At 66.6% G+C, this 14593-nt stretch carries 22 protein-coding genes; 19 read left to right on the forward strand and 3 right to left on the reverse strand.

Features of this window, described 5'->3' with window-relative positions; genetic code table 11:
* Positions 1-83: 83 nt before the first annotated feature.
* The 14 genes from Strain318_RS10980 (at position 84) to Strain318_RS11045 (ending at position 9425) form a co-directional block, all read left to right on the forward strand.
* On the forward strand, positions 84-323 hold the full coding sequence (locus tag Strain318_RS10980; protein ID WP_367885743.1) for an AbrB/MazE/SpoVT family DNA-binding domain-containing protein: 240 nt from the start codon (positions 84-86) through the stop codon (positions 321-323).
* Positions 317-649: a type II toxin-antitoxin system PemK/MazF family toxin gene (locus tag Strain318_RS10985; protein WP_367885744.1), complete on the forward strand. Its 333-nt coding sequence runs from the start codon at positions 317-319 to the stop codon at positions 647-649. Before Strain318_RS10980 ends, Strain318_RS10985 begins: the two co-directional genes overlap by 7 nt.
* 147 nt (positions 650-796) lie before the next feature.
* Complete coding sequence (locus tag Strain318_RS10990; protein ID WP_367885745.1) at positions 797-991, forward strand: DNA-binding protein; 195 nt, start codon at positions 797-799, stop codon at positions 989-991.
* Positions 988-1401, forward strand: a complete 414-nt coding sequence (locus tag Strain318_RS10995; protein ID WP_367885746.1) for a type II toxin-antitoxin system death-on-curing family toxin — start codon at positions 988-990, stop codon at positions 1399-1401. The genes Strain318_RS10990 and Strain318_RS10995 overlap by 4 nt, the downstream gene beginning before the upstream one ends.
* Positions 1402-1533: 132 nt before the next feature.
* Positions 1534-2010 carry a hypothetical protein gene (locus Strain318_RS11000; RefSeq protein WP_367885747.1) on the forward strand — a complete coding sequence of 159 codons (477 nt, stop codon included), beginning with the start codon at positions 1534-1536 and terminating at the stop codon, positions 2008-2010.
* Positions 2011-2176: 166 nt separating this feature from the next.
* Positions 2177-2338: a hypothetical protein gene (locus Strain318_RS11005; protein ID WP_367885748.1), complete on the forward strand. Its 162-nt coding sequence runs from the start codon at positions 2177-2179 to the stop codon at positions 2336-2338.
* A gap of 226 nt (positions 2339-2564) precedes the next feature.
* Positions 2565-3110 carry a hypothetical protein gene (locus Strain318_RS11010; RefSeq protein ID WP_367885749.1) on the forward strand — a complete coding sequence of 182 codons (546 nt, stop codon included), beginning with the start codon at positions 2565-2567 and terminating at the stop codon, positions 3108-3110.
* A 180-nt stretch (positions 3111-3290) separates the two neighbouring features.
* Positions 3291-3806, forward strand: a complete 516-nt coding sequence (locus Strain318_RS11015) for a hypothetical protein (RefSeq protein ID WP_367885750.1) — start codon at positions 3291-3293, stop codon at positions 3804-3806.
* A 321-nt stretch (positions 3807-4127) separates the two neighbouring features.
* Complete coding sequence (locus Strain318_RS11020) at positions 4128-4589, forward strand: hypothetical protein (RefSeq protein ID WP_367885751.1); 462 nt, start codon at positions 4128-4130, stop codon at positions 4587-4589.
* A 264-nt stretch (positions 4590-4853) separates the two neighbouring features.
* Complete coding sequence (locus Strain318_RS11025; RefSeq protein WP_367885752.1) at positions 4854-5774, forward strand: IS481 family transposase; 921 nt, start codon at positions 4854-4856, stop codon at positions 5772-5774.
* A gap of 1249 nt (positions 5775-7023) precedes the next feature.
* Positions 7024-7380, forward strand: coding sequence for an HNH endonuclease (locus Strain318_RS11030; RefSeq protein ID WP_367887910.1), 357 nt, complete (start codon positions 7024-7026; stop codon positions 7378-7380).
* Positions 7381-7519: 139 nt separating this feature from the next.
* Positions 7520-7765 (forward strand): addiction module protein, encoded by a 246-nt coding sequence (locus Strain318_RS11035; RefSeq protein ID WP_367885753.1) that lies wholly within the window; start codon positions 7520-7522, stop codon positions 7763-7765.
* Complete coding sequence (locus Strain318_RS11040) at positions 7766-8071, forward strand: type II toxin-antitoxin system RelE/ParE family toxin (protein ID WP_367885754.1); 306 nt, start codon at positions 7766-7768, stop codon at positions 8069-8071.
* 193 nt (positions 8072-8264) lie between these two features.
* Positions 8265-9425 carry an IS30 family transposase gene (locus Strain318_RS11045; RefSeq protein WP_437436301.1) on the forward strand — a complete coding sequence of 387 codons (1161 nt, stop codon included), beginning with the start codon at positions 8265-8267 and terminating at the stop codon, positions 9423-9425.
* Between the two features lie 978 nt (positions 9426-10403).
* Here Strain318_RS11045 and Strain318_RS11050 read toward each other — a convergent pair.
* From Strain318_RS11050 to Strain318_RS11060, 3 genes are all read right to left on the reverse strand, one after another.
* Positions 10404-11441, reverse strand: a complete 1038-nt coding sequence (locus tag Strain318_RS11050) for an IS110 family RNA-guided transposase (RefSeq protein ID WP_367885697.1) — start codon at positions 11439-11441, stop codon at positions 10404-10406.
* Between the two features lie 166 nt (positions 11442-11607).
* Positions 11608-12003 (reverse strand): type II toxin-antitoxin system death-on-curing family toxin, encoded by a 396-nt coding sequence (locus Strain318_RS11055; RefSeq protein WP_367885756.1) that lies wholly within the window; start codon positions 12001-12003, stop codon positions 11608-11610.
* A gap of 3 nt (positions 12004-12006) precedes the next feature.
* Complete coding sequence (locus Strain318_RS11060; protein WP_367885757.1) at positions 12007-12234, reverse strand: AbrB/MazE/SpoVT family DNA-binding domain-containing protein; 228 nt, start codon at positions 12232-12234, stop codon at positions 12007-12009.
* 194 nt (positions 12235-12428) lie between these two features.
* On the opposite strand from Strain318_RS11060, the gene Strain318_RS11065 reads away from it, so the two are divergent.
* From Strain318_RS11065 to Strain318_RS11085, 5 genes are all read left to right on the forward strand, one after another.
* Positions 12429-12635, forward strand: coding sequence for a hypothetical protein (locus tag Strain318_RS11065; protein WP_367885704.1), 207 nt, complete (start codon positions 12429-12431; stop codon positions 12633-12635).
* 28 nt (positions 12636-12663) lie between these two features.
* Entirely contained in the window at positions 12664-12951 is a 288-nt protein-coding gene (locus Strain318_RS11070; protein ID WP_367885705.1) for a hypothetical protein, read from the forward strand.
* A gap of 207 nt (positions 12952-13158) precedes the next feature.
* Positions 13159-13467 carry a BrnT family toxin gene (locus Strain318_RS11075; RefSeq protein WP_367885758.1) on the forward strand — a complete coding sequence of 103 codons (309 nt, stop codon included), beginning with the start codon at positions 13159-13161 and terminating at the stop codon, positions 13465-13467.
* Complete coding sequence (locus tag Strain318_RS11080; protein ID WP_367885759.1) at positions 13451-13762, forward strand: BrnA antitoxin family protein; 312 nt, start codon at positions 13451-13453, stop codon at positions 13760-13762. The genes Strain318_RS11075 and Strain318_RS11080 overlap by 17 nt, the downstream gene beginning before the upstream one ends.
* A 152-nt stretch (positions 13763-13914) precedes the next feature.
* On the forward strand, positions 13915-14367 hold the full coding sequence (locus tag Strain318_RS11085; RefSeq protein WP_367885760.1) for a hypothetical protein: 453 nt from the start codon (positions 13915-13917) through the stop codon (positions 14365-14367).
* The last annotated feature ends 226 nt before the right edge of the window (positions 14368-14593 follow it).

Below are 14593 nucleotides of genomic sequence, written 5' to 3' on the forward strand. Positions count from 1 at the left end.
GAAGCAAACGTTAGCGTGACCTAACCGACTTCCGCGCGGCCGCTAGCGTGATTACATTGTGGGTACTGCCTCTTGGAGCCCCAATGAAGACCCGCCTCGTACGCATCGGCAACTCCCGCGGCCTCCGCCTACCCAAGCCCCTGCTCGAGCAGGCCGGCCTCGAGGATGAGGTCGAGATTCGGGTCGAGGCCGGTGCCCTCGTCATCGCGCCCGCGGCTACCGCGCGCGCCGGGTGGGCGGAAGCGGCTGCCAAGTTCGGGCCGACTGGCCTCGTGGACGCCCCATCGGCCACGCGCTTCGACGACGAGGAGTGGGCGTGGTAGACGTCCCCGTCCGCCGCGGCGACGTCTGGCTCGTCCAGCTCAACCCCACCCGCGGCCGCGAGATCCGGAAGACGCGGCCCTGCGTCGTGGTCTCGCCCGACGAGCTCAACGCGCACATGGGCACCTTCATCGTCGCGCCGCTGACCACCGGTAGCCACCCGTACCCGTTCCGCATTCCCGTGCGCTTCAGCGGCAAGGACGGCCACGTCGTCCTCGACCAGCTCCGCACCGTCGACCGTGAGCGCCTGGTCAAGCGCCTCGGCGCCCTCACTACCCCGACCCTCGCGAAGGCCCTCGGTGTGCTCGGCGAGATGTTCCGCGCGTGACGGCACGCTAACGCCGCTTGCTGCTGACGGTCACGCTTCGGTAGCGCGGGCTGCGCCCGCGCATTCTATTGGAGTGTCCGCAGCAGAAGCACACGTTATCGCGACGGGGCGCGTGGCAGAATTGCAGGCTCCGGGGTATCTTCAATCATGCGCCTGTCCTTCGAGCTCTCTGAGGCCCAGCAGGGCCGGCTCAACGCCATCGCCCAGCGGCTGAACGTGCCCGCGGATGCGCTGGCGGCCGCGGCCTTGCGCGACCTCCTCGATCGCCGCGAAGCCGCCTATGAGGCTGCCGCCGCGCACGTGGTCGAGAAGAACGCCGAGTTGTATCGCCGGCTCGCGTGACCGGGTCGCCCGTGGCGGCGCGGTTCCTCTCCCTCGCTGAAGTTCTCGACCTCTACGGTCGCGTCCTTGTCGCGGGTGGTGGCTCGTCCGCCATCCGCGACCTTGGCGCGCTGGAGTCGGCGCTCGCACAGCCGCGAGCGACGTTCGACGACGCCGAGCTCTACCCGACGCTCGTTGAGAAGGCGGCAGCCCTCGGGTTCTCGCTCATCCGGAACCATCCCTTCGTCGACGGCAACAAGCGCATCGGCCACGCGGCGCTCGAAGTCTTTCTGGTGCTCAACGGGCACCAGCTTGAGGCCAGCGTCGACGACGCGGAGCGTGTCATCCTTGGGGTCGCGGCGGGAACCATCGACCGCGACGCATTCGCGGAGTGGATCCGCCAGCACCTGGTGACCTACCGGCTCGGCTGAGCGCGCCGACAGCCGCGCGATAACGATGCTTGCTGCCGACGGCCACGGTATGGTAGCGCGGGCTACGCCCGCGCATTCTATTGGGGTGTCCGCAGCAGAAGCAAACGTTATCCGGACAGGAGAGTGCGCGTCGTGCGTAGAGTGCTACTGCTCTCTTTTCTCGCGCTCCTCGCGGGATCCGCGCGGCCGCTGGCCTTCAATGACCCGCCCCGGCTCAGCGATCTTATCCGCTGTCCTGCGCGACTCACACCGCGTGACACGAGCGTCGCCATCATCTTTGCTGGAAGCGGCGCGCCGCGCGACTCCATTCTCGTGCGCGTCTTCGGCGGCCATCGCGGCCTCAAGCTGCCGACCGTTGCCATGCTCACGTGGGACTCGGTGCCTGGAGCGCTGCGCACGCATGGTCGCTCGAGCGGCGAAGACGGACTGGCGTGGATGCCTGTGCCGGCCGACAGCGTGCGCGCCTTCACCGTGCGCTCGATCGCGATGCTCAATCTCCGCGTCATGGTGCCCGCCGCACGCGCGATTGACAGCATCCACGCCATTCTGCAGCTCAACACGCCGCAGGCTTGCCTCCTCCAAGACGCTGTGTCGTACGCGGCCGGATAACGACGCTTGCTGCCGACAGCCGCAGCCAATGATGCAGTTGTGGGGCCGCCGCGCTATTGTTTATGGGACAGCTTGCGGCTGCCCCACAACTGCTTTTTATGGAAGCGGCTGCAGCAGAAGCATACGTTATGCGGATGCTCCCGCGCTCACGGTCACAGCTCCCCTCGTGAAGAAAGTCTTCGTGCTCGTGGGAACAACGCTCGGCAGCAGCCTGGGCTGGTGGCTCGGCTCTGCGAGCGGTCTCATGGGCAGCTTCATCGCCAGCATGATCGGGTTCGGCGTCGGCATGTATTACGGCGCGCAGCTCGCGCGTCGGCTCGACGGTTAGCGTTGCCCTAGCTCGCGATGTGAGGACGGGCACCGCATAACGACGCTTGCTGACTGACAGCCGCGGCTAAGGATGCAGTTGTGGGGCACCCGCACTATTCTATGGGACAGCCTGCGGCTGCCCCACAACTGCTTTTTATGGAAGCGGCTGCAGCAGAAGCACACGTTATGTGGACACGTGACATTCTCTGAGATGCAAGGGTAACAGTGGTATGAGACTTTCGAGTGTGCGTCCCGCGCCCCGTGCGCCTTGGTTCCGTTTGACGTGCGCGCTCTTGCTCTCCGTTGGCTGCGCTGGCTCACCGACCGAGCCTTCCGGCCCGCCCAGCGACGCACGTCTGGCCGGGCTCCTCGGCAGCGAACCGTTTCTCGCCCTGGCCGAGGCGCGCATCAAGCACACACCGGGCGCGCCCGACTCTCTTCATCTCTTCGCGCAGCGACGGATCCGCGCGCGCAACACCGTTGAGTATCTCAGCATTCGCATCGCGGTCGCCGGGCTCGGCACGTACAGCCTTGCCGAGTCGCAGGTCATCCTGACGGAGGTCTCCGGCGGCGACATGGTTTACAGCGAACGCGAGGCGAGTTCCCTCGCGCCCGGCACCCTCACCCTCTCGGCACTCGGCACGACGGGCGAGCTTGTCGTAGGCACCGTGCAGTTCCTGCTGTCTCCGGCGGACGGCCGAACGCCGCACCCCGAGCCCGTGGCGTTCACGGACGGCGTGTTTGCCATTCGGCTCAGCGCGCCGCTCGGGACGCCCGCATCCATCCGCTGAACCCGCGCGCGTCGGACGGGTGCCACATAACGACGCTTGCTGCCGATGAACGCGGGTGCGGTGGCAGTTGCAGGGCGGCCGCCTATGGAGAACGCGAAGGGATAGCGGCCGCCCTGCAACTGCTTTCTATTGGAGCGTTCACAGCAGAAGCACACGTTATGGCGACTACCCAATGAATAGATGAAGTTCACGCCTGCACAGGTGGCCACGACATGGAATCGCGTGATGCGAAGCTCGCCGAAGGAGTGGGCGACGCTTGAGGCGCGCTGCGGGCCCTTCCAGGATGAGCTGACGGGCTTCGTCCTCGGCTTCACGCACCACTTGAGCGACGACGCGCAGGAGATCGCCCGCGACTGCATGGTGGCTTGCTACGAGCTCTATCGCGAACACTTTGCAGCCGTCCGCGCCGCGACCGAAGACCAGATCACCGAGCAGTTCGAGCGCTCCGATAGGCGCATCGCGGACGCGGCGGCTCTCGTCGACGCCGGCTACCCAGCCGAGCAGATGTTCAACGGCTCGCCGCAGCCACATCTGATGGCGGCCGTCTTCGAGGCGGTCATCGGCAGGGACGCCGAAGACCCCGAGGAGGACGACGATCCCACGCTCGATGATGATGAGCTGTGGGACGTCGTCGCCGTGCTCGACACGGTCATTGCCGTCCTCGATGGGTGCGCGCAGACGGCTCCTGCGCCATAACGACGCTTGCTGCCGACAGCTGCGGCGAAGGAAGCAGTTGTGGGGCGGCCGCCTTGCGGAGCATGGGACGGCCTAGCGGCCGCCCCACAACTGCATCTTATTGGAGCAGCTGCAGCAGAAGCACACGTTAGCCGGACAAGGTGCGAACCTCCGGAGTGCACATCTCTGCCTCGCTCTCGAATCTACGTCGCGCCCGAGCTGTGTCGGCTTCACCGCGTTCTTCATGCTTACTCCGTGCCTAGGATGCTACTACGCCGGGGCTCCGGCACGCACCATTCGCCCAGCGTCCGACAGCGACTGCAACAGCTACTCGAGGTTTCGATGAAGATGTTCGTGCTGGTTTCCCTGCTGGCTCTTGCCAGCCTAGACGCTCGCGCCCAGAGCGTGCAGCACGTCGAGAGGCGAGCGAGCGTCGAGCGCACCGAACGCCTCCTAGAGCTCCTCAGCTCTCGCGAGCAGTTCGCGGAGACGAAAGCGCAGATGCTTCGGACCGTCGCCGCGAATCCACTGCTGGGACAGCACGTGGATTTGCTTCAGGACTTCTTGGATCGCGTCGCACCGTACGATTCGATACTTCCGTCCCTAGTCCACACATATCGGCTCCGCTTGAGTGAACGGCAGGCGGAGTCGCTCATCGCGTTCTACGAGCGACCGGAGAATGAGGGGCTCGCCCTGCTACTCGGACGTGTGAATCTCGAGGTCGGGCAACTCCTGAGCGACCGAGTCAACGCCCGGATGCCAGAGTTTACACAGGAGCTACTTGCTCGCTTGCAGCGTCCGTAAGGCTAGGCGTTACCAGCCGCGACATAGCGACCACGGCCGCTCGCCGGCGTGCGCGAGTAGCGTTTCATTGCGCTCTGAACATTGACTATCCGCGCAAGAAGGCTGCCGGCTAACGCAGCTTGCTGCCGATGGCCGCGGGTGCGGTTGGGTTGGGCGGGGCGTCCGTGATGACCTAGGTGTAGTGACTCAGGAGGTTGTTCACAGGGCGTAGCCTCACCAAGCTGGGGTTGTCGAGTCCACTCAACCGGCAACGCCAGAGGCCCCATGAACACCCACAAGAATGCACGCCTGACGCCCTATCTGCGACGGGAGGCCTGCCGCCGCGTCGCCGCCGGCGCGAAGGTGGCGCAGGTCGCCCGCGACCTCGCGGTCTCCCGCCAGACGATCTACGCGTGGCTCGAGCGCCCCCACGACGTCGAGACCCGGTCGTCGCGCCCGCACCGGTCGCCGACGCGGATCCCGCGCCGCTGGCGGCGGCAGATCCGCAAGCGCCGCGGCCAGCGCTGGTCCAGCCGCCGCATCGCCCAGCACTACGGCATCCCGCTCTCGACCGTCGGCCGCGAGCTGCGCCGCCTCGGCCTGGGCCGCCTGCCGCGCGTCGACGGGCCGCGGCGCATCGTCCGCTACGAGCGGGACCGGCCCGGCGAGCTCGTGCACCTCGACATCAAGAAGCTTGCCCGCATCTCGCGCGTGGGGCACCGCATCCACGGTGACTACACCCGGCGGACGCACGGCCGCGGCTGGGAGTTCGTGCACGTCGCGATCGACGACCACACGCGCCTCGCGTACGTCGAGGTGCTGCCGGAGGAGACCGCGGAAGCCGCGGCCGGCTTCCTCGCGCGGGCGGTCGCGTGGTACGCGGCGCTCGGCATCACGGTCGAGCGCGTGCTCACCGACAACGGCAGCTGCTACCGCGCGCTGCCCTTCGGCGAGCAGGCCCTGGCCCTCGGCATCGGCCAGCGCTTCACGCGGCCCTACCGGCCGCAGACGAACGGGAAGGCGGAGCGCTTCATCCGCACGCTGATCACTGAATGGGCCTACAACCGGGCGTATGCGCGCTCAGGCTGGCGGACCCGGGCGCTCGCGCACTATCTCTCCTTCTACAACACCGAGCGGCGGCACAGCGCCCTCGGCAACACGACCCCGGCGATGCGGCTCGCCCAGCACCTGTCAACAACGTGCTGAGCCACTACACCTAGGCTTGGTTGCGGACGCCCCGCCCAACCCTCTTATTGGAGCGTCCACAGCAGAAGCACACGTTATCGCGACTTGTGCCGGGGGACAGGCGATCTGCGGCATTCGCGTCGCGGGAAGTGCGTCGTGATCCGCAAGTTCGTCGCCAGTGCTTTGGGGGTCCGCGCCGAACGGTTCTGCGTGTGAGTGTCCCGCGAGACTCCGCGACCTACGGTCGGATCCTGGCGGACGGCCCAGGCCGCTCGACGGGCATCGCCTACGCATCCCGCGCGGTTAGTGCGCTCCGCCGCGCGCGCCGACGACGCGCGCGATAACGACGCTTGCTGCCGACAGCTGCGGCTAGGGAAGCAGTTGTGGGGCGGCCGCCCTGTGGGGCGTGGGACGGCCTAGCGGCCGCCCCACAACTGCGTCTTATTGAAGCAGCTGCAGCAGAAGCACACGTTATGCCAAGACAGACTCAGCAATGATATCAGAGAATGACCTGGCTGCCTTCGAGCTTGCAATCGCGATTGCTTGTGCCCACAAGAGCCCAAGCCCGTTCCGAGGCGCTCCCCCACCGATTGCCGAAGGAACTTCGCTATCGCTCCCCGACCGCTTCCGGGATGCCTCTGGTGCGATTGTAGTGTCCTTCGATGCGCGGTGGGAGCCATTCTTGAACAATGGCATTGGTCACCACATCGGCGACGCCCCCCGGTGGTATGTTCCAAAGAATCCCATTCTGGATGCCGTTTGTAGCGCCCTGAGGAATCCGGACGAGTTGAGACGCGCTGGTGCATCAGGCGGGCGTGTGTTTCTCCATGCCGGTGGTGCTCGGCGGCGCCTCGCGGGAGAGGTGGAGCGCGAGGTCGTGTCGTGGCAGCTTCCCCGTCACTCTGTCCTGCTAAGGTAGATCATGCACCCGTGGACGCGAGACGAGGTTGTCCTAGCGCTCGACCTCTACCTAGCGAATGGCGGCCGGACCCCTCCCACCTCTGACGAGAGAATCCTGCGGCTTTCGCGTGTACTCCGAGCCATGCCCGGAAATCAGGCGGCGTCCAATGATCCCCGATTCCGCAACCCCAACGGGGTATCGCTAAAGCTGCGCAACCTACATGCCGTGGCGACCGGCGGCGGAATGGCCAACGGTTCGCGAGTGGACCTTCAGGTCTGGAGGGAGCTAGGCGCTAGCCCAGCGGCAGCGAGAGCAGAGGCCCAACGCATTCTTGAAGGCATCCCCGGCACCGTCGAGAATCGTGCGCAGATGCGATCGACGGGGTTTGCTGAAGGAAGTCCTGTCCTAGAAGCGCACTACCGCCGGGAGCGCAGCCCTGAGCTTCGAAGCAACTTCATCACCGCGCGTAGAGCCGAAGGTCCCCTTGCGTGCGAGATCTGCTCGCTCGCTGCGATCCCTCAGCATGCTGCACTGAGCGAGGGGCGTTTCGAGGTTCACCATATCGTTCCGCTAGGTTCGGGGGAACGCCGCGAAACCACACTGGCAGACCTCGCGCTCCTCTGTGCCAACTGTCACCGGCTCATTCACAGGGCGATGCAGATGGAACAGCGCTGGCTCTCTATTGCGGAGGCCCGGAACTATCTGCGTCAGCGCGCCTTGGCATAACGACGCTTGCTGCCGACGGCCACGCTTCGGTAGCGCGGGCTGCGCCCGCGCGTTCTATTGGAGTGTCCGCAGCAGAAGCACACGTTATCGGGACCGCCGCGTTCTTGCCGAGAGCACGCCTTTCCAGCAGATTGGAACCATGAACCCGCCCGCCGTCGACCTCGAAGCGCTCCGCCGCCTCCCGGTGGCTGAGCGGCTGCTCCTCGTCGAAGACCTGTGGGACTCGATCGCCACGGATACGCCGGCTGCCGACATCCCGATGACCCCGGAGCTCATTGCCGAGCTCGACCGGCGCGTCGAGGATCTCAAGAGCGGCCGGGAGCGCGCCATTCCGTGGGAAGAAGTCCGCGAGAGCATCCTGAAGGACAAGCTCCACGGCCCCTGAGTGGATTTCGTCGCCCGCCGCATTGACGTGCTGTTCTCCGCCGCGTTCGAAATGGACGCGGCGTTTGCTTGGTACGAGAACCGGCAACCCGGCCTCGGCACGGAGTTCCTGCGTGCCTGCGAGGCCACGTTCACAACCGTCGCGCGCCTGCCGCAAGCGTACCGCCTCGTCCGACCTGGCGTGCACCGCGCATTGCTCCGACGCTTCCCGTACATGGTTTTCTTCCAGGCGTTCGAGGACCGCATTGTCGTGATCGGCGTCGTGCACGTGCGACAGTCTCCCGACGTTTGGCCGTTCGCCCGATAACGACGCTTGCTGCCGACGAGCGCAGCTAGTGTAGCGGTTGTGGGGCCCCAGCCTCATCTTTTCACAAGGTCTGCTGGGGCCCCACAACCGCATTTCATGGAAGCGCTCGCAGCAGAAGCACACGTTATGGGGACTGGATTCAGAGGGTCGATGCAACACCTTCCATAGTTCCTTCTATATGGAGGTTGTCGCGATGTTCATCCCCAGCCCGCACGGCTACACGTGGCAGCAGCGCGCTGAACTCTGGGCGCGCTATCGCGCCGGTGACTCGGTCCGCGAGATCGCCCGCGACCTCGCCAAGGATCCCGGCGCACTTCACGGCGTGATTCGCAAGCAAGGGGGCATCTCGCCGCGCCTGCGTGCACGATCGGCGTTGGCGCTGTCGCTCGACGAACGGGAGCGCATCTCGCGCGGGCTCGCCGCCGGCGAATCCTACCGAGCGATCGGCCGCGCCCTGGGCCGTGCCGCATCGACCATCAGTCGTGAGGTCGCACGTCATGGGGGCCCGACGAAGTATCGGGCCGTCCGCGCCGACGCGGTCGCGTGGAAGTCCGCGCGTCGGCCGAAGGCCTGCCGCCTCGCGTCCCGGCCGCGCCTGCGCTATCTCATTGCAGCGAAGCTGAAGCTGCGCTGGTCACCGGAGCAGATCAGCGCGTGGCTCCGCCGCACCTACCCGCACGAGCCGGAGTTGCACGTGTCGCACGAGACGATCTACCGCTCGCTGTACGTCCAGGCGCGCGGCGTGCTCAAGAAGGAACTGCTGAGGCACCTGCGCACGGGACGCGTGGTGCGGCGCGCCCGCGCCTCGACGCGCAAGGGCCAGGGGCGCGGGCAGATCGTCGATGCCATTCCCATCAGCGCGCGCCCGGCCGAGGTCGAGGACCGCGCCGTGCCCGGCCACTGGGAGGGCGACCTCCTCGCCGGCGGCGGCAACACGCACATCGCCACGCTCGTGGAGCGCACGTCGCGCTTCACGATCCTCGTGAAGGTCGAGAGCAAGGAGCCGGGCCGCGTCGTGCCCGCGCTCATCCGCCAGATCCGGCGGCTGCCGGCGCACGTCGCGCGCTCGCTCACCTGGGACCGCGGCAAGGAACTCGCGCACCACCAGCGCTTCACCGTCGCCACCGGCGTGCAGGTCTACTTCTGCGATCCGTACAGTCCGTGGCAGCGCGGCACCAACGAGAACACGAACGGCCTCCTGCGGCAGTACTTCCCCACGGGCACGAGCCTCGCCAACGTTACGCAGCGGCAGCTCGATGCCGTCGCGGCTCAGCTCAATGGACGGCCCCGCAAGACGCTCGACTTCCGCACCCCGGCAGAAGTCTTCGACGAAGCTGTTGCATTGATTGCTTGAATTCATCCGACAGCCACACTCAGTGACCGCACGCGTGCTCGCGGGGTAGGTGGAGTATCCGTCATCCAAGCTCGATTCAACTCATGCGCATTCTCCGCTCTCCGTTACTGGTCGTCGCGAGCCTCGCGCTACTAGCATCCGCATGCGTCTCTCCCACCGAAGCGCTCCCCGGCGTGGTAGTTGAGACAGACGCGACGAGTTACGTTGCAGAGGCTCTGCCCGGTACCCCTCCACGGACGCAGTATGCATTTCGGGTCATTGTGCGCACGACAAACGGCTCCCAAGAGCCGGTCCGCCTCGGCCGCTGCAACCCGGAAAGTGCAGGCCCGATCTTCGGGGTTGAGCTGCACGCAGAGACAGCAGGCACACGCTCCGCCTTCAACCCCGCCTGGGGATGCGTTGGCGGCGTGGAGCCCATCGAGATCCGGCCGGGCGCTGCGAGAGTCGACACCTTGATCATTCACGGGCCCACTGTCTTCAACGGAGCTACCGGGGAGCCCGTTGGCATCGCCGAGGGCACCATGGTGCTACGCCTCGCGAGTGAGAACCGTCGGCTCGTGAGCAATCGCTTCTCGGTCTCCCTCGCTCCGTGAGCGGAGATTGGCGCGCCTGCGCCATAACGCAGCTTGCTGCCGACGAGCGCAGCTAGCGTAGCGGTTGTGGGGCCCCAGCCTCATCTTAGGACAAGGTCTGCTGGGGCCCCACAACCGCATTTTTCTGTGAAGCGGCGGCCCGCGTCAAGCCCCAGATGTGCTGACGCTGTTGCAACTCTCGATTGTGCCCGCGCGGCTCGAGGTGCTGCTCATCCTTCTGTTCGCGCTCACTCGTGAGGCCCGCGGCCTCGGCGCATTGGGGTCTGCGAAGGAGTGGTGGCGCCAACTATGGGTCGGCTCTCACCAGCGGCCATAAAATGCGTCGCGCTCACCACGCCCGATTCAGTCATCTCGATCCTACGCAGGTCCTGCATGCCCGCGGTGCTTACGCGGCGTGCACCGGCTCGCTCGGCGGCATCCGCAGCTGGCCCGCGTCATACGCCCGCTGATCCCGCCACATCGCATACAGGATGCCCGCGAGCCGCCGCGCCAGCGCGACCGCCGCGATCTTCTTGCCCCGCCGATGCAGGATGCGCTGCGCCCACGCGCGCAGCACCGCGGTGTCGGCCGCCTTCGAGCGGAGGATGCGCCACGCCGCCTCGACCAGGAGATAGCGCGCGCGGCGGTTGCCCGCCTTCGTGATGTGCCCGACCCGGCGCTTCTCGCCTGAGCTCCGCTCCCCGGGCACCAGCCCGAGGAAGGCCTCGAACTGGTGCGCCGACGGGAACCGGCCGACGTCATCCGCAATCGCGACGAGGCCGCTCGAGGTCACCGGCCCGATGGAGGGGGCCGTCTGCAGCAGCGCCACGATCGGGTCCGTGCGCCCCAGTGCCGCGATGCGCGCGTCCGCGGCCTCGATCTGGACGTTCAGCGGGCCGAGGACCGCGATCAACGGCGCGAGCTCGGCCGCCAGCGTCGACCCGAGGGGGAGCGCCGTGAGTCGCTCGACGAAGTTCGCGGCCGTGCTGCTCGGCACGCGCAGGCCGTCGCGGCGCACGAGCGCCTTGGCGAGCGCGATGCACCGCGTGCGCGTGCGGACCAGCGCCTCGCGCACCGCCAGCTCGGCGCGCACGTGGCGGCGCGCGGCCGACACGCGGTGCGCTGGCCGATAGGCGCCGAGCCGGAGCGCGTCGGCGAGGGTGCGCGCATCGCGCCTGTCCGTCTTCACGCGCCGACTCCGCGTGGCGTACATCGGCGCGAAGTTCGGGTCGGCGACAATCACCGCGTGGCCGAGCGCCTCCAGGTGACACGCGACCCATTCGCTCTCGGTCGACGCCTCGACGAGGATCCGCGCGGGCGGACGCGACCCCAGCACCGCCGTGAAGCGGTCACGGCTCGTGACGATGCGCCGCTCCGTCGCGTGCCCCTCCGCGTCGAGGATGCAGAGTTGGCTCTCGCGCTTGTGGAGATCAATCCCTATCATATCCATGGCGGCTGGCCTCCGCAGTGTGCCCCGTCGCGAGACGGTGAGCACGGTAGATGGTATGGGGCAGAACCTTGCACCCCGCGATGGGCGGAGGTCCAGCCGCCGCTTCATACCAACTATGGGAGCGCTCGCAGCAGAAGCATACGTTATAGCGACCGGGACGCTACAGCTTTAGTCGAACGAGGCGCTCGCGCATCCACGTGGCCAGCGCAGCCTCGGTGAGTGAGCCGGCCGCCAGCGCCGTCATCACCTGCACCACCTCCGCCTCCGTCGCGTCGAGGTCCTTGCCGTTCAAGCCGAGGAAGATCATCGCCGCAAGGAACGCAGCCCGCTTGTTCCCGTCGTTGAACGGATGCGCTTTGGCGAGTCCAAACGCATACGCCGCCGCCAACGTCGCGAGGTCCGAATCCGGCTCGTAGTTGTGCTTCTGCTGCGGGCGCGCCAAGGCGGCCTCCAGCGCATTCTCGTCCCGAATGCCCGGAAGCCCCCCGTGCTCGCGCAGCTGGTCTAGGTGCGCGGCGTCCAGCACCAGCCGCGGCACCCAGCGAGGCGTCGCCATCGGCTACTTCGCCAGTTCGCGTAGCGCGTTCCGGAATTTTTTGGCCGCGTGCGCCGCGACCGCGAGTCCCGCCTCGACGTCGGGATCGTAGGGCGTGAGCAGAATCCCCCGGTCCGTCTCCACGGCCAGCACACGGTCGCCGGCCTCGAGGTGCAGGCGCTCGGCCATGTCCTTCGGAATCGTGGCGCCGATCGAGCCGCCGACCTGGCGCAGCGTGAGTTCGCGAACCATCCCGGTCTCCGTAGCACGGGTATGCTACAAAGGTAGCACATTGGTACTACCGCGCAAGGGTGCGCGCGCTATCACGACGCTTGCTGCCGACAGCCACGCTATTGAAGCGGCCGCTACGCGGCCGCATCTTATGGAGTGGCTGCAGCAGAAGCACGCGTTATCGCGACTCATACACATCGGACCGGATGAGAGCTATGTCTGAGGAAATGCTCGCTCGGGATGGATACGCGGCGCGTCCGCCGCTGTTCCGTGCGCTCGCGCTGTCCCTGATCAGCTTGGTCGTGGCGCTCATCGAGGGGCCGCGCTACATGGTCGTCCTGCTCGCGGCCGCCGCCGGGCTCGAGTCCCTGCGCTACGCCCATCGGCGGCGCGATGCCCTCACCTCGCCCGACGCACGCTAGCCGCTTTCGGTCCCAGAGGATTTCGCCGATGAAGAGTCGCCTCGCACAGCGCAGTGAGCGCGCGCAGCAAGCGCGCCGGATGCGCGCGAGCCTGACGGAGATGACGGGTGACAGCATCGCCGCTGAGGATCAGATGGTCGCGAGCGTCCTGCACCAGTTCATCCTCGGGCCGTTCCTCGTCGCCGGCCTGGCCGCCGTCTACTTCTGGTGGCGCGGCGACGAGATGACGCTCGGACACTTTATTGCCATGGGCGCCGCCGGTGCGATCCTCGGCTTCCGGTTCTGGCCCCGACGCAATCGACGCGCGGCGCGATAACGCCGGCGCGATAACGCCGCTTGCTGCCGACAGCTGCGGGTGCGGAAGCAGTTGTGGGGCGGCCGCCCTGTAGGGCATGGGACGGCCTAGCGGCCGCCCCACAACTGCGTCTTATTGGAGCAGCTGCAGCAGAAGCAGACGTTATACGCATCCGGGACGGTCGCGCGTGTGCTTGCGGTCTGTATATGTTCGCCATATACTTAGACTATGCTGGATCTCGCCGCGCTCCTGGCCAACGTCGACGGCTTCGAGTGGGACGCCGGGAACACCGAGAAGAACGTCCTCGGCCACGGTGTCTCCCAGGGCGAGGCCGAAGAGATGTTCTTCGTCGCCCCGCTGGTCCTGCTGGAGGACGAGATGCACTCCGCCAGTGAACGGCGCTTTCTCATCTTCGGCCCCACCGGCTCGGGGCGCCTCCTCACCGCCGCCTTCACTGTCCGCCGCAAGCTCATCCGCATCATCTCCGTCCGCGACATGAGTCGCCTGGAGCGTCGCCGCTATGTCCAAGCCCGCTAAGAAGCTCAAGGCCGTCCCCAAGTTCCGCTCCGACGAGGAAGCGGGCGCGTTCTGGATGTCCCATGACGCCGCGGAGTACCTCGACCTGAGCAAGGCGCAGCCCGTGCGTTTCGCCAAGCTCCGCCCGTCGACCGCGACGATCTCGCTCCGGCTCCCGCAGGCCATGCTCGAGGAGCTGCGCGTGCTCGCGAACGAGAAGGACGTGCCCTACCAGAGCTTGCTCAAGGTCTATCTTGCGGAACGCATTGCGCAGGAGCGGAAGCCAGCTCGTCAACGTCGGCGCGCGAGCGTATAACGCAGCTTGCTGCCGACGAAGGCAGGGGCGATAGCGGTTGGGGGGCCACGGCTTCACTTTATGTGAAGGACCGCCGCGGCCCCCCAACCGCATCTTACGGGAGCGCTCGCAGCAGAAGCACACGTTATCTGGACCTCGATTAGATTGGCTGTATGCCAAATCGTGATTTCCACGTAGTCTCGAGCGGGGTCGCAGGCGCCTTGTTTGCGCTCAAGCGCGCCGAGTCGCAGCCGGACGCCCATCGGCTCATCGAAGCACTTGGTGGAATCGCGGGCGGTGCGTTTGGTGGTCGTGCGCCTGACTTGCTCGACCCTCCGACGTCGCCGAATCATCGTGGCAGCGCTCACTCCGTTGCTGCCGCAGCCGCAGTCTACTCCGTCTCCGGATCCGTCCTCATTTCGTGGCAGGAGTGGCTTCGCAGCAAGGCTGATCAGCTTCGGCACGAACGCGAGTTGCTTCCTCAGGATTCACTCCTGAGAGCCGTGTATGCCTTTGCTGAGTTCCTGTGCCGCTTGCTATCGGGCATCATTGCCGGCTTGTTGGCTGGATATACCACGCACTTGGGCTTCGACGCGCTGACTCCGCGGTCCCTTAGCCTGGTTTAGCGCGCACCGGCCAGATAACGACGCTTGCTGCCGACAAGCGCAGGGGCGGTAGCGGTTGGGGGGCCACGGCTTCACTTTACGTGAACGATTGCCGCGGCCCCCCAACCGCATTTTTCTGTGAAGCGGCGGCCCGCGTCAAGCCCCAGATGTGCTGACGCTGTTGCAACTCTCGATTGTGCCCGCGCGGCTCGAGGTGCTGCTCATCCTTCTGTTCGCGCTCACTCGT

Origin of the sequence: Pseudogemmatithrix spongiicola (assembly GCF_030623445.1) — a bacterium.
In the GTDB taxonomy this organism is placed as follows: Bacteria; Gemmatimonadota; Gemmatimonadetes; order Gemmatimonadales; family Gemmatimonadaceae; genus Pseudogemmatithrix; species Pseudogemmatithrix spongiicola.